Raw genomic sequence first — 19,439 nt, forward strand, 5'->3', positions numbered from 1 at the left:
ATCTTCGCGGATGTGCCTCCCCCGCATCAGTTCCCCATGCTCCCGCCCGGTTTCCGGTTCGGCACGAGCACGGCCAGCTACCAGATCGAGGGTGCGGCGCACGAGGACGGCAAGGGCCCGAGCATCTGGGACACCTTCACCGCGGAGCCCGGCCGGATCGTCGACGGCAGCACCGGCGACGTCGCCTGCGACCACTACCACCGGGTCGAGGAGGACGTGGCGCTGATGAAGGAGCTGGGGACCGGTGGCTACCGGTTCTCCCTCAGCTGGCCGCGGATCCAGCCGACCGGCAGCGGTCCGGCCAACGAGAAGGGCCTGGCGTTCTACGACCGGCTCATCGACACGCTCCTCGCCAACGGCCAGCAGCCCATGGTCACGCTCTACCACTGGGACCTGCCGCAGGCGCTCGAGGACGACGGCGGCTGGCTCAACCGCGCGACGGTCGACCGCTTCGCCGAGTTCGCCGCGATCGTCGGCGAGCGCTTCGCCGACCGGGTCGAGCACTGGATCCCGATCAACGAGCCCAACGTCGCCTCGATCCTGGGCTACGGCATGGGAACGCACGCGCCCGGCAAGGCGATGCTCTTCGACTGCCTGCCGGCCGCCCACCACCTGCTGCTCGCGCACGGCCGCGCGGCGATCGAGCTGCGCAAGGCCGGCGCGACCTCGATCGGCTGCGCCAACAACCACGCGCCGATCTGGCCGGCGAGCGACGACGACGCCGACGTCGGGATGAGCAAGATCTTCGACGCGCTGTGGAACGGCATGTTCCTCGAGCCGATGCTGCTCGGGCGCTACCCCGCCGACCTGATGCCGCTCTTCGAGGACGTGATGGCCGACGGCGACCTCGCGACCATCCGTCAGCCGCTCGACTTCTACGGCGTCAACTACTACAACCCGATGAAGATCGCGGCCGCCGACGAGGACTCCGAGATCCCCTTCGACTTCCGCGAGGTCGTCGGCTACCCGACGACCGACTTCGGGTGGCCGATCGTGCCCGACGCGCTGCGCGAGTGGCTGGTCATGTTCCGCGCCCGCTTCCGCGCCGCGCTGCCGCCGATCATGATCACCGAGTCAGGCTGCAGCTACAACGTCGGCCCGGACGAGAACGGCGTCGTCGATGACCAGGCCCGCATCGACTACCTCCGCTCCCACCTCAACGCCGTCTCCGAGGCGATCACCCGCGGCGTCGACGTCCGCGGCTACTACACGTGGTCGCTGATGGACAACTTCGAGTGGGCCGAGGGCTACACCCAGCGCTTCGGCCTGGTGCACGTCGACTACAAGACCCTGAAGCGCACCCGGAAGAACTCCTTCCACTGGTACGCCGACCTCATCGCCGCGCAGCCCCAGCACCTGTGAGACGAGCAGCGACGACCGAGGAACGAGGTCGGCGCGTCGGCTCGGCCAGATCGAGTAGGCCCGCGACTGAGGGACGAAGTCGCGACGAGGCCGTATCGAGATCCGCGTCCGTCGATCGATAGGCTCGCGACATGAGCAACCGCCGCGTCGTGTTCGTCGTGGGTTCGGGCCGCAGCGGCACGAGCACCATGGCCGGCACGCTGCGCACGCTCGGGCTCCACGTGCCCCCGCCCGAGGTGGTCGCCGACGCGACCAACCCGAAGGGCTTCGGCGAGCCGCGGTGGGTGGTCGACCTCCACGCCGAGCTGCTGCAGCGCAGCAACGTGCAGGTCTCCGACGCCCGCCCGCGCGCGTGGCTCGACACCGGCACGACGAGCGGTGACCACGCCACCCGTGAGCGGGTGACGACCTGGCTCGAGGAGCAGCTCGGCGTCGCCGACGAGCTCGTCATCAAGGACCCGCGGGCCGCCTGGTTCCTCGGGCTGTGGCGCGCCGCGGCCGACCGCTGCGACGCGACGTCGTCGTACGTCACCATGCTGCGGCCAGTGACCGAGGTGGTCGGCTCGAAGCAGACCTACTACGGCCGGATGGGCGCCGGGTCCGACCAGGGCGCGATCACCCGCACGGCTGCCTGGATCAACATGATGCTGCACACCGAGCGCGCGACGCGCGGCCAGCAGCGGGCCTTCGTCCGCTACGGCGACCTGCTCGACGACTGGACCCAGCCGGTCTTCGCGCTCGGGGAGGCCTTCGACCTGGCGGGCGTGAAGACCGCGATGGCCGTCGACATCGCCGAGGTGCACCGCTTCATCGACCCCTCGCTGCGCCGCGTCACGATGACGTGGGACGACATCGGCGTACCGATGAGGCTGCGCGAGCTCGCCGACGAGACCTGGCAGGCGCTCGACGCCCTCGCCACGGATGACTCGGCCGCCCTCCACGAGACCTGCGACCAGCTGCGGGCCGCCTACGCCGAGCAGTACGCCGACGCCGAGGCGTTCGCCCACTCGACCGTCGTCGCCCAGCGTCGTACGGCGGCAGCGGAGGCGCGGCGCGAGGCGTCCGAGCAGGCCCCCGGCAGGAGCGGCGCCGACCGCGTGCCCCACGCCGTGCGGGCGATGGTGCCGCCGGCCGCCCGCCAGAAGCTGCGCAAGGCGATGGGCCGTGAACGGGGCCAAGGAGCCTGATGCCCGACATCGCCTCGCTGGAGCGCGAGCCCGGCTACGACGTCACGTGGCCGTGGACCTCGGGCGAGCCGTTGACGCCCGGGCTGACGTGCGTCTTCCGGGTCCGCAACGAGGCGCGCAACCTGCCGTGGGTCCTGCCGCCGATCTTCTCCGCGGTGCAGCACGTGCTGCTGGTCGACAACGGCTCCGACGACGGCACGGCCGACGTCGCGCGGAAGGTCGCGGAGGAGTGCGGCGCGGCCGACCGGCTCACCGTCCTCGACTACCCCCACCAGGTCGCGCGCGCCGGTGGGGAACACCTCGCGACCCCGGCGACGAGCGTTCACTCGCTGACGCACTTCTACAACTGGTGCTTCTCCCACGTGCGCACGACGTACTCCATGAAGTGGGACGGCGACATGGTGCTCACGCCCGAGGGTGCGGGCATCCTGCGCGACCTGTCGTGGCAGCTCCAGTCGACGCGCGCGATCGTCGCGATGCCGCGCCATCCGCTGACCGTCGTCGACGAGTCCACCGGCTGGCTCGACCTGTCGCTGCGCTTCCTCGAGCCGTGGGTCTACCCGATGGGCCCGGACTTCACGTTCGTGAAGGCCTTCGACTGGGAGCTGCGCGAGTTCCCGCCCGGCGTGGAGCGGATCGTGCTCCAGCAGGGGCTGGTGCTCGAGGTGAAGTGGCTCGACGCCGACGAGTACGCCCACTGGCGGCGCGACGGCGTCGACTTCACGAACACCCGGCTCTACCGCAAGCTCCGCGAGTTCGAGGTCGACGAGGCCATCCGCAACGGCGACCCCGAGGCGCTGGGCGGGCTGGTCAAGGTGACCGCGCCCGAGGGCGTCCACATCATCGACTTCGTCAGCCGCGACTGGCTCTGGCGCCAGCCGCGACCGCTGGTCAAGCACTCGCTGCCTGCCTCGCTGAAGGAGCGCGTCCGACCGTGACCCATCCCCTCCACGACCTCCGGATGCCCGGCCCCACGCTGGTCCTGGTCGACGACTCCGACGGGCTCGCCCTCGACGCGCTCCACGGCATCGAGGACGTGCCCGGCCTGAAGCCGCAGGTGGTCACGCTGTCATCGCTCGACGGGCCGCTGAAGGGCTGGGGCTCGGTGCTCGTCGTGGCCGCCGACCGCGCCCGGCTGCGGCGGATGGCGAGCGCCGTACCCCTCCTCGGGCAGGCGAAGGTCATCGCCTGCTGGCTCACCGACGCGCCCACCCCGTGGGTGCTCGTGCCCCGGCCGGAGTGGCCGCCGCTGGTCCACCTCGCCGCACGCGAGGCCGGCGACCGCGGCGTCCTGACGGTCGTCCGCTTCGCCTCCGGAGCCCGCGCCCAGCTGGTCGTCATGGAGATGGCGCGCCAGGCGGCCGGACCGGGCGACACCACGCACGGCGGGCTCGTCGTGTCGTACGCCGGTCGGCCCGCGGCCCCCGGCCTCGACGCGCGGTCCGTGCTGCTGCCCGACGTGGCCGGCGCCGGTGACGCCGAGCGCGACGTGCCACCCGACGTCGTCGTCGCCCGTCGCGGGGCCACCGGTCAGCAGAGCGTCGCCGAGCACCACGTGATCGACCGCGCGCCCACTGTCGTCACCGACCCCGGCCCGGAGCCCGTCGACGAGCGGGTCTTCAACCCGATCGGCTTCCGCAAGGACTGGGACCACGGCGTCGTCGAGCTCTCCCGCATCACGAACGGCCCGGTCACCGAGGACGTCATCGCCTCGGCGCGCGGGTTCCAGGGCGTCCGGCTGCCGGCCGACACCCGCACCGCCGACCTGCTCGCGCTCGCCATCTCGGGCGTCCCGCTCGTGACCGAGGGCGTGCTCGACGTGGCGCCGCGGCTGGCGGCCGCGCTCGACGCGCAGGTCGACCTCGACGACGCGCTGCGGCGCGAGGAGCACAGCCTCGCCGTCCGCCGGGCCGCCTTCGACCACCACTCCACGCTGGCCTGGCGCGCGTCGCTCGCCTCGCGCGCCGGCGTGCGCCACGTCGGGCTGCCGCCGGTCAGCGCGCTGCTCGCGACCAAGCGTCCGCAGATGCTCGACTTCGCGCTGCGCCAGATCGCGCGCCAGCGCGGCGCCGACGTCGAGCTGGTGCTCGCGGCCCACGGCTGGGAGCCCGACCGCGACGCCGTACGACGTGCGCTCGGCGATCGCCCGCACCAGGTGCTCACCTTCGGGGAGTCGACGTTCTTCGGCGACGTGCTGACCGCAGCTGCACGGGCCGCGTCGAGCGAGGTGCTGCTCAAGGTCGACGACGACGACTGGTACTCACCCGACGCCGTCCACGACCTGCTGATGGCCCGCCGCTTCTCCGGCGCCGACGTCGTCGGGATGCCGTCGGAGTTCGTCTACCTCCACGCCAACGAGCACCGCGACGACCTCACCGTGCGGCGCAACCACCCGTCCGAGATCTTCGCCCGCTTCGTCGCCGGCGGGACCCTGCTGATGGATCGCGGCCTGCTGCACTCGCTCGGCGACTTCCGGCGGGTGCGGAAGTTCGTCGACGCCCAGCTGCTGGCCGGCGTCGAGGCCGCCGGCGGCCGGATCTACCGCACCCACGGGCTCGGCTACATCCTCCGGCGCACCGGTGCCGGACACACCTGGCAGCGTGACGACGAGGAGTTCCGCCGACCTGACATCGTGGCTGCCGAGTGGCAGGGTTTCCAGCCCAGCGCGGCGCTGGAGATCGATCCGCTCGACCGTCCCGACCAGGACCCGACGGGGGGTGACTAGGACATGGCCCGTCAGCCGGTGGTGCGCCACAACGACTGGGGCTCGCTGACCCCCGCGACGCTCGGCGACTGGGAGCCGACGCTGTCGGTGACCGTCGTCGTCCCGACCTTCAACTACCAGCAGAAGCTGCCCTACGTCCTCGCCGGCCTCGCCGCGCAGTCCTACCCGTCGCACCTCCTCGAGGTGCTCGTCGTCGACGACCAGAGCTCGCCGACGCAGGAGCTGCCGGAGGTCCGGCCCGACAACACGCGGCTGATCCGTGTCGAGGAGGGCTGGGGCCGAGCCAACGCCTGCCACCTCGGCGCGCTCGCCGCGGAGGGCGAGGTCCTGCACTGGTACGACGCCGACATGCTGGCCCACCGCGAGGAGGTCGAGGCGCACGCGCGCTGGCACCACCTGATCGACTACGCCGTGCCCGGCGGGCACAAGCTCTTCGTCGACCCGACCTCGCTCTTCGAACTCGACCCGGCCGTCGTACGGGACCGGGTGGCGGCAGGCGAGGCGGCCGACCTGTTCCCCGGCGAGGAGCACGAGCCGCACCAGTGGGTCGAGGACTACTGGGCCAAGACCGACGACCTCCGCACGGCCGGACCGCGCGCCCAGCGCTACCACATCGGCATGACCGGCTCGGTGACGAAGGCGCTCTACCTCGACTCCGACGGCTTCGACCGCCAGCTCCGCCTCGGTGAGGACATGCACCTCGGCCACTCGCTCGCCCAGGCCGGCGGCGTCTTCGTCGTCGACCGCGAGGCCCGCAGCTGGCACCTCGGCCGCTCCCAGGTGCTGCGCCGCGCCGAGCAGGTCAACCGCTACAACGACCCCTACCTCGCCGACCTCGTGCCGACGATGCGACCCAAGCGCAACAGGCACGGCCGGACCTACCAGGTGCCCTACCTCGAGGTCGTCCTCCAGGCCGGGCCTGCCGACGACACGATCCGGGTCGTCGACTCGCTGCTCGACGGCGACGTCCCCGACCTCCGGATCACCATCGTGGGGCCGTGGTCGTCGGTGCACGAAGACCGCGTCCAGCCCGTCGAGGACCCGGTGCTCGAGACCCGGCTGGTGCATCGCTCCTACCTCCACGAGCCGCGCGTGCGCCTGGTCGAGTCGTTCGACGGCACCACCGACGCGGAGTTCCTGCTCACGCTGCCCGACGTCTCGCTCGCGCCGCTGGCACCGGCCGTCTCGGCGGTGCTCGACGACCTCGAGCGCACCCACCACGGCGTCCGCCTGCTGTCGTACGGCACCGGGGTCGCGGCGCGGATCGAGCGCACCGCCGCGAGCGCGCGCGTCGCCCGACTGGCCGGTGACGGCGACGACCGGGATGCCCTGCTCGACGAGTCGTTCGGGGTGAAGGAGTACGACGCCGCCTCCGTCGGCTGGGTGCCCACCGCCGAGCGCGAGGTCGAGCGCTTCGTCCTCGGCGCGCGGCCCGCGATGGACCCGGTCAAGTCGGAGAACAAGCTGCGCCGCGCCCTGGCGAAGGCCGATGCCTCGGAGCGTGCTCCTGCGTCCGAGCCCGAGGTCGAGAAGAAGGGTCTCTTCGGCCGCCGCCGCCCGTAGGTGGTCGAGTAGCCGAGCGAGGAACGAGCGAGGCGTATCGAGACCTGGCTGTATCAGTGGGTCTCGATACGCCCGCTCGCTGGCGCTCGCGGGCTACTCGACCAGCAAGAGGGCGTCTCAGTCCCCGCCGAAGAGGTCGCGGGTGTAGACCTTGTCCTTCACGTCGCGGAGCTCGTCGACCATGCGGTTGGCGACGATCAGGTCGGAGCGCTCCTTGAAGGACGCCAGGTCGCGGGTGACCTCGGAGCCGAACCAGTGGTCGTCCTCGAGCTCGGGCTCGTAGACCACGACCTCGATGCCCTTGGCCTTGAGCCGCTTCATGATCCCCTGCACGGACGACTCGCGGAAGTTGTCGGAGCCGGCCTTCATGATCAGGCGGTGGATGCCGACGACCTCGGGCTCGCGGTCGATGATGTCGAAGGCGATGAAGTCCTTGCGGGTGGTGTTGGCCTCGACGATCGCGGAGATCAGCGTCTGCGGGACGTCGGAGTAGTTGGCCAGCAGCTGCTTGGTGTCCTTCGGCAGGCAGTAGCCGCCGTAGCCGAACGACGGGTTGTTGTAGTGCGTGCCGATCCGCGGGTCGAGCCCGACGCCGTCGATGATCGAGCGCGAGTCGAGCCCGCGCGAGAGCGCGAAGGAGTCGAGCTCGTTGAAGTACGCCACCCGCATCGCGAGGTAGGTGTTGGCGAAGAGCTTGATCGCCTCGGCCTCGGTGGGGGCGGTGAAGAGCAGGGGTACGTCGTCCGCGTCGGCGCCCTTCACCAGCAGCTCGGCGAAGGCCCGGGCCCGCTCGGAGTCCTCGCCGACGACGATGCGGGCAGGGAACAGGTTGTCGTGCAGCGCCCGGCCCTCGCGCAGGAACTCGGGCGAGAAGATGACGTTGGCGGTGCCGAGCCGTGCGCGTACGTCGTCGATGTAGCCCACCGGCACGGTCGACTTCACGACCATGGTCGCGTCGGGGTTGAGCCGCTGCACGTCACGCATGACGGCCTCGATCGAGCCGGTGTCGAAGTAGTTGGTCACCGGGTCGTAGTTGGTCGGCGTCGCGATGATCACGAAGTCGGCGCCGGTGTGGGCCTCCTCCGCGTCGGTCGTGAACGCGAGGTCGAGCTCCTCCTCGGCGAGGAAGCGGGAGATGTCGTCGTCGTGGATCGGGCTCTCGCCGCGCTTGAGCCCCTCGATCCGGCGCTCGTCGAGGTCGAGGCCCACGACCGTGTTGTGGCGCGCGAGCAGCACCGCCATCGACAGCCCGACGTAGCCGAGTCCTGCAACAGAGATCCGAGTGGTCACGCGGGAGATTGTGCCGTACGGCGGACAACACGAGGTGAACTCCTGCCGCCTTGACCGGCGGTTATCGAGTCAGTCGGCGATCGGGGTCAGCACGCTCGGCAGCACGGCCGGGGTGCCGTAGGCCTCCAGCCTGCGCGGTGCCTCGGACTGCATGCACGCCGTCGGGTCGAGCACCTGGATGCCGTCGAGCCACTCGCCGGTCGGGCCCTCGGTCACGGGCAGCGTGACCCGCAGCGTCGTGCCGTCCGGCCGTACCTCGGCCGAGACCACGGCATGGCCGTCGGCGATGTCCTGGACGAAGGTCGCCCGCACCGGCCCTCCACCGCCGCAGGCGGCGTAGGTCAGCCGCCACCCGGTCAGCCGCTCCGCCAGCTCCTGCAGGGACTCGACAGTGGTGTCGACCTCGGCACCCGGTGCCTGACGCCGGTTCACGCCGTCGTCCAGCTTCGGCACCGTGACCTCGACGCCGAGCGCAGCCATCGCCGGGTCCGCGTTCACCGCGTCGACGAAGTCCTGGGCGGCGTCGGTCTCCTCCCACTCCGCCTCGCGCTCCTCGGGCTCGCCCTCACGCAGCGGGTCGGAGGCCAGCGGAGGCGCCTCGAAGGCAGGCGACTCGCCGTCGAGGCAGGTGCCGTCGACGGGCTCGGGCGTCTTCCAGACGGTGTCGAGGTGGTGCCGGGCCGCGACCTGGAGCGCCACGCTCGCGCCCTCGCCGTCGGGCGTCACCACGAGCTGGGCGAGTGCGTCCTCGTTCGCGCTGACGAGGGCCACCTCGACGGTGTCGCCGCACGTGCTGGACGTCGTCTCCCAGCCGGACGCAGCCGCCACCCGCAGCTCGGCCCGCGCGGCCGCCTCGACCCCGGCGTCGTACGACGTCTCGCGCCGCGCGACGACCCGGTCGACCTGGCCGTTGCTGCCGAGCGAGGGTCCGGCGACCGTCGCATGGCTCGCGGCCACCCAGGCGTCGGACCACACCGACACCGCGACGTCCAGATCGCCGGCGTCGGAGACGAGCCCCGGCTCGCTGCTGCAGGCCGCGAGGGCCGCGGCCAGCAGCAGGCTCAGGACGAGGGCGTGACGGCGAACCACGGCTCGTCCCATGGCGCCAAACGTACAGCGAGACGCGGTGGTCGCGGGGAGGGTGCTGCGAGGGACCGCTCCCCACGACCACCGTCGGCGCAGGGCCTCAGCCGCGGTCGCTCGAGTCGCCGGTGACGACGACGTAGAAGCGCTTGCGGGTGCCGTCGGTCGTGAAGCTGCCGTCGCTGTTGCGCGGGCTCACGACCAGGTGGTTGGTGTTGCCGGTGCCGGGAGGAGCGCAGTTGACGACGCCCGGCTGGCACATCGCTGCCGTGATCTCCCCGGAGAACTCCGGGTTGCTGTCGGCACCGGCGGCCCGGCCGTTGGTGATGGTGTCGCTGTTCTGGTCGACGGTGTTCTGGAGGGCCACGACCGCGAGCACGCCGTTGTTGGTGAGGTTCTCGCCGGCGTTGATGTAGACGTTGCCGTTGGCGCGCAGGCCGGTGACGTCAGTGCCGCTCGGTGCCAACGTCGGGTAGGCGGCCGTCACGGTGAAGCCGCCGGACTGGGCGATGATCGCGCCCGTCGCGTCGACGAGCGCCCAGCGACCCACGCCAGCAGGGCCCTGGGGCCCGGCCGGGAGCTGGCCCGCCTTGAAGTCGCGGGCGCGCAGGGAGCCGTCCTTCACCTGCTTGGCGCCGAGCGTGCCGGTCTTGACGTCCTTGCCCTGGATCGTCTTGTTCTTGATGTCCTGGGACTGGATCGAGTTGTTCTGGACGTCCTTCGAGCCGATCAGCCCGGTGGCGTACGACGTTCCGGTCGAGGCGACGACCAGGGCCATGACCGAGACGGCCATGGACGGTGAGGGGCGGCGGAGGGAGGGGAGACGCATCGTTCGGACCCTTCATCAGGTGGAGGCCGCCGAGCGGCGGCTCCGTCTGTGTTCGGTGTGACCCGGGTCACGGATTGGTGAGTCGGCACTCCCACGCGAACGCGGCGAGCCCGAACAGCACCGGCCACAGGGCAGCTCGCTCGAGCGCGCCTGCGCCCCGTCCCTCCCCCGAGACCACGAATCCGACGGCGGCCGCTGCGGTGACCGCGCCCGTCGCCAGGAGCGTCTTCGCGAGCCACGGCCGGTCCTCGCGCAGGCGCGCGCCGAGCAGCAGGAGGGCGACCGGTTGGGCGACGAACAACGGCGTCGCGGCCAACGCGTGCAACGTCGTGTCCTGGTCCAGGGGCGCCAGTCCCGTCGCCACCGAGCTGACGCCGGAGACGACCAGCAGGCCGGTCACCCACGGCCCCAGCGGCCTGGCGAGCAGGAGCGCGCCGCCGGCGAGCATCACGCCGTAGCCGACGAAGGACCCGTTCATGACCGCGTGCCGCGGCGAGCAGTACGCCGCCGTGCACCCGACCTCGCCCAGCCTGCTGACCGAGTCGGACACGAAGCTGTAGCCGCCGGTCGTCGCAGCCGCGGTCACGACCTCGGTCACGATGTAGGTCGGTCGCAGCAGGAAGAGCAGGGCGCCGAGCCGGGCAGCGCGGGCGGGGGCGTCGGGCACGAGCCCACCGTAGTGGCGAGCCCGGGGGCCGCGACGTGGGCCACCTCCCGGTGTACGGCGTCTTCGTCGCGCACAAATCGCGTGACCGCATCACGGGCGCGGGGCTAGCCTCGAGGCCTCGCCTCACCCCTGGGGCGGACGGGCTCCGCAGGCTCGACCTGCGCGGCGACCGTGATCCGTGAACAGTGGTCCGACCACATCGGCAGGGGTTGCCCGGCGGACCCGACCTCGTGGTCGGGTCCGCCGAGGTCCGTCCGGGCTCGGGCCGAGGGCGACTTCGCGGACACGTGTGGCGGACGTGGCCCACGGTCTGGCCGCCACGGACTGCGGCCGGAGGTCGACTCCGGGGCGCAGTCCTATGCTCGGCACATGACGATCCAGCAGCCCACCGAGCTCACCCACGCCGCGATGCTGGGGCTCGGAGTCCACCGCCCTGAGCGGGTGGTGACCAACGACGAGATCTGCGAGGTCCTGGACTCCTCCGACGAGTGGATCCAGACGCGTTCGGGCATCCGGACCCGGCGCTTCGCGGGCGAGGACGAGACGCTGATCGGCATGTCGATCGCGGCGGCCGAGCGTGCCCTCGCCGCGGCGGACGTCGCCGCTGCGCAGGTCGGGTGCGTGATCGTCGCGACGTCGACCCATCCCGAGCACACGCCGGCATCAGCGCCGCAGGTCGCGACGGCGCTCGGCATCACGGCCGCGGCGTTCGACATCTCCGCCGGCTGCGCGGGCTTCTGCCACGCGCTCAACCTGGCCGCGTCGATGGTGCGCTCGGGTGCTGAGTCGCACGTCCTCGTCATCGGCGTCGAGCAGCTGAGCCGCTTCATGGACCCGACCGACCGAGGCACCGCGTTCATCTTCGCCGACGGCGCCGGCGCGGTCGTGGTCGGGCCGTCCGACGCGCCCGGCATCGGCCCGACGGCCTGGGGCTCGGACGGCTCGCAGGCCCACGTCATCACGCAGACCCCGAGCTGCCTCGGCGGTCACAGCGAGCGGGAGCACCCCGTCGTACAGATGGAGGGGACTGCGGTCTTCCGGTGGGCGCCGTTCGCGATGGCGAAGGTTGCCCACGAGGCGCTCGACCTGGCCGGCGTCAGCGTCGACGAGCTCGACGCCTTCATCCCCCACCAGGCCAACCTGCGCATCACGCAGACCCTCGCCAAGAACATCCAGCTCCCCGACTCGGTCGCCGTCGCCACCGACGTCGTCGACTCGGGCAACACCTCGGCCGCCTCGGTGCCGCTCGCCATGGAGGCCATGCTCCGCAAGGACGAGGCCGCCGTCGGTGACACCGCCCTGCTCATCGCCTTCGGCGCCGGGCTGAGCTACGCCGGCCAGGTCGTGACGCTGCCGCCGCTGGGCTGACGGTCAGGACTGCGCGAGCCGCGCGGCCACGACCTCCCACACGTCGGGGTCGACACCCATGCCGAGGTGGCGCGACGCGACCTCGACGTGCTCGACGTCCGGCGAGGCGTGGTCCAGGCAGCCCTGCCACGACACGATCCCGTCGCGCCGGGAGTACATGACGGTGAGCGGCACCCGGATCGGCGACTGGGCGTCCAGCCGACGGGTCACCTCCTCCACGTCGTCCGAGCCGCTGCCGAAGAACCGGGCGACGGTGGTGTGGGCCGGGCCCGAGACCGGCGTGCCATAGGTGACGACGCGGCGTACGGCGTCGGGGTGCCGGCGCGCCACCTCGCGGGCGATGACGCCGCCGAGGCTCCACCCCACGAGAGACGCGGGGGAGCCGGTGGCGTCGACGAGCTCGTTGACCCGGGTCGACAGGCGCTCGACGTCGCGCCGCGGGTCGCCGGTGTTGGTGCCGAGGCCCCAGCCGCGGGCGTCGTACCCCAGGCGCCGGAGGTACGCCCGCAGCGGTGCCCCGGACAGCTCGGGTGCGCGCCAGCCGGGGATGTCGACGACGAGGTGGCCGTCGCCCTTCGGCGCCGCGGCCAGGCGGGGCAGCGCACCCACCAGTCGTACGGCGTCGAGGCCGGCGCCGAGCTCGCCGACTGCCGTCCGGGCCGAGGGCGGGCCGCCGGGGCGCCCGACGCCCGACACGTCGCTGCGACGGACCCGCGTGCGCAGGCCGCTCGCCGCCAGGAGGTGCGGGCTCACAGCGCCGCCACGACCTCGGTGCCCTGCTTGATCGCGCGCTTGGCGTCGAGCTCGGCCGCGACGTCGGCGCCGCCGATGAGGTGGGCGGAGGAGTGGTCGAGCGCGTCGTAGAGCCCGCGCACGGAGTCCTGGCCGGCGCAGACCACGATCGTGTCGGCCTCGATGACACGGGCGACGCCGTCGACCGTGACGTGGAGACCCTCGTCGGAGATGCGGTCGTAGGTCGCGCCACTGACCTGCGTCACCTTCGACTGCTTGAGCACCGCGCGGTGCGCCCAGCCCGAGGTCTTGCCGAGCCCGATGCCGATCGGCGTGGTCTTGCGCTGGACCAGGGTCACCTCGCGCGCGGGGGTGCGCGGCTTCGCCTCGGTCAGGCCGCCCGGGGACAGGGCCGGGTCGCCGACACCCCAGTGCGCCATCCACTCGTCGAGGTCCTCGTCGGTGTGGGTGAGGAAGACGCTGACGTCGACGCCGATGCCGCCGGCACCGATCACGGCGACGCGCTGGCCCGGGACGACGGCACCGCTCAGCACGTCGGCGTACGACGCCACGCTCGGGTGGTCGATGCCCGGGATCGTCGGGATCCGGGGCTCGACCCCGGTGGCGACGACGACCTGGTCGAAGGTCGCCAGATCGGTCGCGGACGCCTCCGTCGAGAGGCGTACGTCGACGCCGAGGACGTCGAGCCGCCGGGTGAAGTAGCGCAGCGTCTCGGCGAAGTCCTCCTTGCCGGGGACCTGCATCGCGAGGCGGAACTGGCCGCCGATCGCGGGCGACTTCTCGAAGAGCGTCACGGCGAAGCCGCGCTCGGCCGCGGCGGTCGCGGCCGCGAGCCCGGCAGGCCCGGCGCCGACGACGGCGACGGTCTGCCTGCGCAGCGTTGGCATCAGCACCAGCTCGGTCTCGTGGCAGGCGCGCGGGTTGACCAGGCAGGAGGCGCGCTCGTTGGAGAACACGTGGTCGAGGCACGCCTGGTTGCAGGCGATGCAGGTGTTGATCTCGTCGGCGCGCTGGTCCATCGCCTTGGCGACGAAGGCCGGGTCGGCCAGCAGCGGCCGTGCCATCGACACGAGGTCGGCCTCGCCGCTCGCGAGGATGTCCTCGGCGAGCTCGGGGGTGTTGATCCGGTTCGACGCGCAGACCGGCACGTCGACGACCTGCTTGAGCCGCGCCGTGTAGGACCGCCAGGCCCCGCGCGGGACCTGCGTGATGATCGTCGGCACCCGCGCCTCGTGCCAGCCGATGCCGGTGTTGAAGACGGTGACGCCAGCCTCCTGGAGGTGCAGCGCGAGCTCGGCGGTCTCCTCCCAGGTCTGCCCGCCCTCGACCAGGTCGAGCAGGGAGATCCGGTAGACGATCGGGAAGTCCTCGCCGGCGAGCTCGCGCGAGCGTCGTACGACCTCGACGGCGAAGTGCATGCGGCGCGCGGCCGACCCGCCCCACGCATCGTCGCGGTCGTTGGTGCGCGCGGCGAGGAACTGGTTGATGAGGTAGCCCTCGGAGCCCATGATCTCGACCGCGTCGTAGCCGGCCTTGCGGGCCAGGGCGACGCTCTTGGCGAAGGCGGTCGCGGTGTGGTCGACCTCCTTGCTCGACATCGCGCTCGGCTTGAACGGCGTGATCGGCGACTTCTTGTCCGACGCGCTCTGCGAGAGCGGGTGGTAGCCGTAGCGCCCGGCGTGCAGCACCTGCAGGGCGATCGCGCCGCCTGCGTCGTGCACCGCGCCGGTGATCCGCTCGTGGCGCATCGCGTGCAGGCGGTTGGTCATCTCGGAGGCGAAGGGCTTGAGCCAGCCGCGCTTGGTCGGCGCGTAGCCGCCGGTGATGATCAGGCCGACGCCGCCGCGCGCCCGCTCGGCGAAGAACTCGCCCAGCTTGTCGATGTCCCACGGGTGGTCCTCGAGCCCGGTGTGCATCGAGCCCATCACCACGCGGTTGCGCAGCGTCAGCGGGCCGAGCGTGAGCGGCTCGAGGAGGTGGGGGTAGGCGGGGTGCGTCATCTCAGTCTCTTCCGTGGGCGGTGAGGTACTCGGTGATCCAGTCGATCCAGAACTGCTCCAGCCGGATGCCGCCACGCAGCACCAGCCAGCGGTCGCGGACCCCGGGGTCGAGGCCCGCGGGGTCGGGGAACTGCTCGGTCTCCATCTGCTCGTACGCCGCCAGCCGGAGCGCGTGGTCGGCGCGGGCGTCGGCGAGGTGGCGCAGCAGCGTCGCCCGGTCGCCGTACGACGCCCCGCGGAGCTTGACGGCCACCTCGCTGCGGAACGCCTCGACGGGCATCGGCGTGGCCAGCCACTCGGCCAGCACCTCGCGCCCGACGGCGGACGGCGTGTGGACCCGCTTGTCCGGACGGCCCTCCTGCTCGACCACCTCGACGGTGACCCAGCCGTCGGCCTCCATCCGCGCGAGCACGCGGTAGATCTGCTGGTGGGTGGCCTGCCAGAAGAAGCCGAGCGAGCGCTCGAAGCGCTTGGTCAGCTCGAGCCCGCTCGCGGGTCGCTCGCTGAGCGCGACGAGGAGGGCGTGCTCGAGGGCCATGCCTGGCAGTCTGACTCACCTATGCAACGAGTTGCAAGATGGGGTCCGTCACACTCCCTCCCTGCCGGGGTAGTCCAGTGGCAAGTGGTCGTGTGGCGGGCGATTCCACCGCCATTCGTCACTGGACTACCCCGGCGAGGGAGCCATCGGACACTGGACTACCCCTCGCGATCGTGACAGTGGTGCTGTCATCATCAGGCGCATGACGTACGAGCTGGGGCAGGGGACCGGGCCGCTGCGGGGTGTCAGGGTGGTCGAGGTCGCCGGCATCGGGCCGGGGCCGCACGCGTGCATGCTGCTGGCCGACCTGGGCGCCGACGTGATCCGGGTCGACCGGCCGGGCGGTGGGATGTTCGCCAGCGGGCGGGCCGACCTGCTCAATCGCGGGCGGCCGAGCGTCGCGCTCGACCTCAAGCGGCCCGAGGCGATCGCGACCGTGCTCGACCTGGTCGAGGCCGCCGACGTGCTGGTCGAGGGGATGCGGCCCGGTGCCGTCGAGCGGCTCGGGCTCGGTCCGGAGGACTGCTGGACGCGCAACCCGGCGCTGGTCTTCGGGCGGATGACCGGCTGGGGCCAGGACGGCCCCTGGAGCCAGGCCGCCGGCCACGACATGAACTACATCGGCATCACCGGCGCCCTCCACGGCCTCGGCCAGGACCCCGCCCGCCCGCACTTCCCGAGCAACCTTCTCGGCGACTTCGGGGGCGGGTCGACGTACCTCGTCATCGGCATCCTGGCTGCGCTCCTCGAGGCGCGCACCAGCGGGAAGGGACAGGTCGTCGATGCCGCCATCGTCGACGGCACCGCCCACCTCAACGCGATGGCGTCGACCTTCGCGGCGCTCGGGCTCGACTACGGCCGGCGCCGGGCGGGGCTGCTCGACGGCGGCACCCCCTGGTACGACCTCTACGAGACCGCCGACGGCCAGCACGTCAGCGTCGGTGCGCTCGAGCCGCAGTTCTGGGACGCGCTGGTCGAGCGGATCGGGGTCGACCTGCCCGACCGCAACGATCCCGCCAACACCCGCGCCATCCGCGAGGCGTTGACCACCCGGTTCAAGGAGCGGACGCAGGCCGAGTGGGCCGCGGTCTTCGACGGCACCGACGCGTGCGTCGCCCCGGTCCTGCCGCTCGCCGACGCACCGGCCCACCCGCACCTCGCGGCCCGCGGCACCTTCGTCGCCCCCGACGGCGTCACCCAGCCGGCACCGGCGCCGCGCTTCTCGCGCACCGCGTCGTCGCTCACTACGCCGCCAGCGCTGCCCGGCGAGCACACCCGCGAGGCGCTGACCGCCTGGGGCATCGCCGACGTGGACGCGCTCATCGACTCCGGCGCAGCAGTGCAGAGTTAGGGGATGCGTCCCTTCCTCTTCCTCGGCACCCGGGCCGAGGACGACGTCGCCCAGCAGGAGTACGACGCCGTGCTGGCCGGCTGCGGCCTGCGCGCCGACGAGCTGGTGCGCGTCCGCCTCGAGCAGGGGCCGCTCGGCGACGTCGACCTCGCCGACTGGTCCGGGATCATCCTCGGCGGCGGGCCGTTCAATTCCTCCGACCCAGAGGAGGCGAAGTCCGAGGCGCAACGCAGCGCGGAGGCCGACCTGCGCGGCCTCGCCGAGCAGGTCCTCGCGGCCGACTTCCCCTTCCTCGGCGCCTGCTACGGCATCGGCGTGCTCGGCGGTCTCGGCGGCGGGATCGTCGACCGCACCTACGGCGAGCCGATCGGCGCGCTGCCGGTGCGGCTGACCACGGACGGCCGGGACGACCCGCTCTTCGGCGTGATGCCGGCCGAGTTCGCGGCCTATCTCGGCCACAAGGAGGCCGTCTCCCGGCTGCCCAGGGGCGCGGTCCTGCTCGCCTCCACCGACACCTGCCCGGTCCACGCCTTCCGGATCGGCCGCAACGTCTACGCCACCCAGTTCCACCCCGAGCTCGACCCGGTCGCGATCTGCGACCGCATCGACGCCTACAGCGCGCACGGCTACTACGAGCCGCACGAGCGCGAGTCGCTCAAGGCGGCCGCCCGCGAGGCGCTGGTGACCGAGCCGGTGCGGCTGCTCGGGAGGTTCGTCGAGCTGTACGCCCGCTAGGTCGGGACGTTCGGCCCTGTCCGTGCAGGCGGGCACGGACCTAGCGTCGAGGCATGGACGGACCGATCACCCCGATGAGCACCGAGGAGTGCTGGGAGTTCCTGGCCGCCCAGGAGCTCGGGCGACTGGCGTACCACCTCCTCCAGGAGGTCCACATCGTGCCGGTCAACTACGCCGTCGACCACGACCCGGCCACCGACCGGCACTCGCTGCTCTTCCGCACCGCCGAGGGCTCCAAGATGATCGGCGTCATCATGAACGGCGACGTCGCCTTCGAGGCCGACGAGCTCGAGGAGGACCGGGCCGCGAGCGTCATCGTGCGCGGGCGGGCGCGGGTGCTCGACGAGCACGAGGAGCACCGGGCCGAGGACGTCCGGCTCCGCCCGTGGGTGTCGACCCTGAAGTACAACGTCGTGGAGATCGACGTGACCGAGATCAGCGGCCGGCGCTTCGAGCTGTCGCGGCCGTGGCGGCACATGATCCCCGAGTGATGTAACTCGTAGTTACATGTGGTGCCCGATCGCCTACGCTCGGTGTCGTGACCGACCACGTCGACGTGCTCATCATCGGAGCGGGGCTCTCCGGGATCGGCGCTGCCGCGCACCTGGCCAAGGACCTCCCCGCGACGTCGTACGCCGTCCTCGAGAGGCGCGACACCAGCGGAGGCACCTGGGACCTGTTCCGCTACCCCGGCGTGCGCTCCGACTCCGACATGTTCACCCTCGGCTACCGCTTCCGCCCGTGGCGCGGCGACACGGCGCTGGCCGACGGGGCCTCGATCCTCGACTACGTCCGCGACACTGCGCGGGCCTACGGAGTGGACCGCCACATCCGCTACGGCCACCACGTCACCTCCGCGGCCTGGGACAGCGGCACCGCCCTCTGGACGGTGACCGTCGAGGTCGACGGCGAGCGCCGCGCGATCACCGCCGGCTTCCTCTGGGCGTGCAGCGGCTACTACGACTACGACCAGGGCTACGCCCCGCGCTTCGAGGGCCAGGAGCAGTTCGCCGGTCTGGTCGTGCACCCGCAGCACTGGCCTGAGGACCTCGACTACGCCGGCAAGCGCGTCGTCGTGATCGGCTCGGGCGCGACCGCGGTGACGCTCGTCCCGGCGATGGTCGCGGCCGGTGCCGGCCACGTCACGATGCTCCAGCGCTCGCCGACCTACGTCCTGCCGCTGCCGGCCAAGGACGGCTTCGCCCGCCGCGCCCGACGGGTGCTCGGCGACCGGCTGTCCTACCCCCTCGTGCGCGCCAAGAACATCGGCATCGCCAGCGCGCTCTACCGGCTGAGCCGGAGCCGGCCGCGGCTGGTGCGACGTCTGATCCGCGCCGCCAACGTCAAGCTGCTGCCCGAGGGCTACGCCGTCGACACGCACTTCAAGCCGACCTACGACCCGTGGGACCAGCGGCTCTGCCTGGTGCCCGACGGCGACCTGTTCCGCACGATCGGCAGCGGCAAGGCCGACGTGGTCACCGACCGGATCCGGACCTTCACCCCGACCGGCATCGACCTCGAGTCGGGGGAGCACCTCGACGCCGACGTCATCGTCACCGCCACCGGGCTCAACGTCCGGATCTTCGGCGGCGCCGAGCTCGTCGTCGACGGCGCCGCGGTCAAGCCGCACGAGACGATGGCCTACCGCGCGATGATGCTCAGCGGCGTGCCCAACTTCGCCTTCACCATCGGCTACACCAACGCCTCCTGGACGCTGAAGGCCGACCTCGTCGCGGAGTACGTCGTCCGGCTCCTGTCCCACCTCCGTGAGACCGGCGCCCGGAGCGTGGTGCCCGTGCGCGACCCGTCGGTGGGGGAGGTGCCGCTGATGGACTTCGACGCCGGCTACGTCCAGCGGGTGATCCACACGCTGCCGCGCCAGGGCAGCGTCGCCCCGTGGCAGCTGCGGCAGAACTACCGCCACGACGCGCGCACGCTGCGCCGCGCGGACATCGACGACGGGGTGCTGTCCTTCCGCTGACCGGACG

General features: G+C 72.1%; 17 protein-coding genes. 10 read left to right on the forward strand and 7 right to left on the reverse strand.

The features are described 5' to 3' along the window. Window positions 1–36 precede the first annotated feature (36 nt). From J2X46_RS11045 to J2X46_RS11065, 5 genes are all read left to right on the forward strand, one after another. The gene (locus J2X46_RS11045; protein WP_310250147.1) at window positions 37–1,362 is read left to right on the forward strand and encodes a GH1 family beta-glucosidase; all 1,326 of its coding nucleotides are present in this window, start codon (window positions 37–39) and stop codon (window positions 1,360–1,362) included. Between the two features lie 131 nt (window positions 1,363–1,493). Further along, a complete protein-coding gene (locus J2X46_RS11050; RefSeq protein WP_310250149.1) occupies window positions 1,494–2,549 on the forward strand; it encodes a sulfotransferase family protein in 1,056 nt (351 codons plus the stop codon). Next, on the forward strand, window positions 2,549–3,487 hold the full coding sequence (locus tag J2X46_RS11055) for a hypothetical protein (RefSeq protein WP_310250151.1): 939 nt from the start codon (window positions 2,549–2,551) through the stop codon (window positions 3,485–3,487). Before J2X46_RS11050 ends, J2X46_RS11055 begins: the two co-directional genes overlap by 1 nt. Then, window positions 3,484–5,274 carry a glycosyltransferase family A protein gene (locus J2X46_RS11060; RefSeq protein ID WP_310250154.1) on the forward strand — a complete coding sequence of 597 codons (1,791 nt, stop codon included), beginning with the start codon at window positions 3,484–3,486 and terminating at the stop codon, window positions 5,272–5,274. The genes J2X46_RS11055 and J2X46_RS11060 overlap by 4 nt, the downstream gene beginning before the upstream one ends. Before the next feature lie 3 nt (window positions 5,275–5,277). Next, window positions 5,278–6,837 (forward strand): glycosyltransferase, encoded by a 1,560-nt coding sequence (locus J2X46_RS11065; protein ID WP_310250157.1) that lies wholly within the window; start codon window positions 5,278–5,280, stop codon window positions 6,835–6,837. Between the two features lie 117 nt (window positions 6,838–6,954). On the opposite strand, the gene J2X46_RS11070 is transcribed toward J2X46_RS11065, so the two are convergent. From J2X46_RS11070 to J2X46_RS11085, 4 genes are all read right to left on the reverse strand, one after another. Continuing rightward, entirely contained in the window at window positions 6,955–8,085 is a 1,131-nt protein-coding gene (locus J2X46_RS11070) for a nucleotide sugar dehydrogenase (protein ID WP_397214106.1), read from the reverse strand. Between the two features lie 111 nt (window positions 8,086–8,196). Continuing rightward, the gene (locus J2X46_RS11075; RefSeq protein WP_310250162.1) at window positions 8,197–9,228 is read right to left on the reverse strand and encodes a hypothetical protein; all 1,032 of its coding nucleotides are present in this window, start codon (window positions 9,226–9,228) and stop codon (window positions 8,197–8,199) included. 85 nt (window positions 9,229–9,313) lie between these two features. Then, window positions 9,314–10,039: a hypothetical protein gene (locus J2X46_RS11080; protein ID WP_310250165.1), complete on the reverse strand. Its 726-nt coding sequence runs from the start codon at window positions 10,037–10,039 to the stop codon at window positions 9,314–9,316. 67 nt (window positions 10,040–10,106) lie between these two features. Continuing rightward, window positions 10,107–10,706 (reverse strand): DUF998 domain-containing protein, encoded by a 600-nt coding sequence (locus tag J2X46_RS11085; RefSeq protein ID WP_310250167.1) that lies wholly within the window; start codon window positions 10,704–10,706, stop codon window positions 10,107–10,109. Between the two features lie 369 nt (window positions 10,707–11,075). On the opposite strand from J2X46_RS11085, the gene J2X46_RS11090 reads away from it, so the two are divergent. Beyond that, entirely contained in the window at window positions 11,076–12,074 is a 999-nt protein-coding gene (locus J2X46_RS11090; RefSeq protein WP_310250169.1) for a beta-ketoacyl-ACP synthase III, read from the forward strand. A 3-nt stretch (window positions 12,075–12,077) separates the two neighbouring features. Here J2X46_RS11090 and J2X46_RS11095 read toward each other — a convergent pair whose 3' ends face one another. The 3 genes from J2X46_RS11095 to J2X46_RS11105 are packed head-to-tail and all read right to left on the reverse strand — an operon-like array spanning window position 12,078 to window position 15,365. Then, complete coding sequence (locus J2X46_RS11095; protein ID WP_310250172.1) at window positions 12,078–12,827, reverse strand: alpha/beta hydrolase; 750 nt, start codon at window positions 12,825–12,827, stop codon at window positions 12,078–12,080. Next, a complete protein-coding gene (locus tag J2X46_RS11100; protein ID WP_310250175.1) occupies window positions 12,824–14,827 on the reverse strand; it encodes an NADPH-dependent 2,4-dienoyl-CoA reductase in 2,004 nt (667 codons plus the stop codon). The genes J2X46_RS11095 and J2X46_RS11100 overlap by 4 nt, the downstream gene beginning before the upstream one ends. A 1-nt stretch (window position 14,828) precedes the next feature. Further along, complete coding sequence (locus J2X46_RS11105; protein WP_310250177.1) at window positions 14,829–15,365, reverse strand: PadR family transcriptional regulator; 537 nt, start codon at window positions 15,363–15,365, stop codon at window positions 14,829–14,831. A 202-nt stretch (window positions 15,366–15,567) separates the two neighbouring features. Here J2X46_RS11105 and J2X46_RS11110 point away from each other — a divergent pair, with 202 nt between their 5' ends. The 4 genes from J2X46_RS11110 to J2X46_RS11125 are packed head-to-tail and all read left to right on the forward strand — an operon-like array spanning window position 15,568 to window position 19,432. Then, window positions 15,568–16,716, forward strand: a complete 1,149-nt coding sequence (locus J2X46_RS11110; protein ID WP_310250179.1) for a CaiB/BaiF CoA-transferase family protein — start codon at window positions 15,568–15,570, stop codon at window positions 16,714–16,716. 3 nt (window positions 16,717–16,719) lie between these two features. After that, window positions 16,720–17,451 carry a glutamine amidotransferase gene (locus tag J2X46_RS11115; RefSeq protein ID WP_310250182.1) on the forward strand — a complete coding sequence of 244 codons (732 nt, stop codon included), beginning with the start codon at window positions 16,720–16,722 and terminating at the stop codon, window positions 17,449–17,451. A gap of 53 nt (window positions 17,452–17,504) precedes the next feature. Further along, on the forward strand, window positions 17,505–17,942 hold the full coding sequence (locus J2X46_RS11120) for a pyridoxamine 5'-phosphate oxidase family protein (protein ID WP_310250184.1): 438 nt from the start codon (window positions 17,505–17,507) through the stop codon (window positions 17,940–17,942). Window positions 17,943–17,989: 47 nt separating this feature from the next. Next, window positions 17,990–19,432, forward strand: coding sequence for an NAD(P)/FAD-dependent oxidoreductase (locus J2X46_RS11125; RefSeq protein WP_310250187.1), 1,443 nt, complete (start codon window positions 17,990–17,992; stop codon window positions 19,430–19,432). Window positions 19,433–19,439: the final 7 nt, after the last annotated feature.

The organism is Nocardioides sp. BE266, assembly GCF_031457855.1.
Taxonomy (GTDB): Bacteria; Actinomycetota; Actinomycetes; order Propionibacteriales; family Nocardioidaceae; genus Nocardioides.

What these genes read in the sequence shown, in the direction of transcription:
- J2X46_RS11045 (WP_310250147.1), top strand. Translation starts at nt 37, where the DNA reads ATGCTCCCGCCCGGTTTCCGGTTCGGCACGAGCACGGCCAGCTACCAG.
- J2X46_RS11050 (WP_310250149.1), top strand. Translation starts at nt 1,494, where the DNA reads ATGAGCAACCGCCGCGTCGTGTTCGTCGTGGGTTCGGGCCGCAGCGGC.
- J2X46_RS11055 (WP_310250151.1), top strand. Translation starts at nt 2,549, where the DNA reads ATGCCCGACATCGCCTCGCTGGAGCGCGAGCCCGGCTACGACGTCACG.
- J2X46_RS11065 (WP_310250157.1), top strand. Translation starts at nt 5,278, where the DNA reads ATGGCCCGTCAGCCGGTGGTGCGCCACAACGACTGGGGCTCGCTGACC.
- J2X46_RS11075 (WP_310250162.1), bottom strand. Translation starts at nt 9,228, where the DNA reads ATGGGACGAGCCGTGGTTCGCCGTCACGCCCTCGTCCTGAGCCTGCTG.
- J2X46_RS11080 (WP_310250165.1), bottom strand. Translation starts at nt 10,039, where the DNA reads ATGCGTCTCCCCTCCCTCCGCCGCCCCTCACCGTCCATGGCCGTCTCG.
- J2X46_RS11090 (WP_310250169.1), top strand. Translation starts at nt 11,076, where the DNA reads ATGACGATCCAGCAGCCCACCGAGCTCACCCACGCCGCGATGCTGGGG.
- J2X46_RS11100 (WP_310250175.1), bottom strand. Translation starts at nt 14,827, where the DNA reads ATGACGCACCCCGCCTACCCCCACCTCCTCGAGCCGCTCACGCTCGGC.
- J2X46_RS11105 (WP_310250177.1), bottom strand. Translation starts at nt 15,365, where the DNA reads ATGGCCCTCGAGCACGCCCTCCTCGTCGCGCTCAGCGAGCGACCCGCG.
- J2X46_RS11110 (WP_310250179.1), top strand. Translation starts at nt 15,568, where the DNA reads ATGACGTACGAGCTGGGGCAGGGGACCGGGCCGCTGCGGGGTGTCAGG.
- J2X46_RS11115 (WP_310250182.1), top strand. Translation starts at nt 16,720, where the DNA reads ATGCGTCCCTTCCTCTTCCTCGGCACCCGGGCCGAGGACGACGTCGCC.
- J2X46_RS11120 (WP_310250184.1), top strand. Translation starts at nt 17,505, where the DNA reads ATGGACGGACCGATCACCCCGATGAGCACCGAGGAGTGCTGGGAGTTC.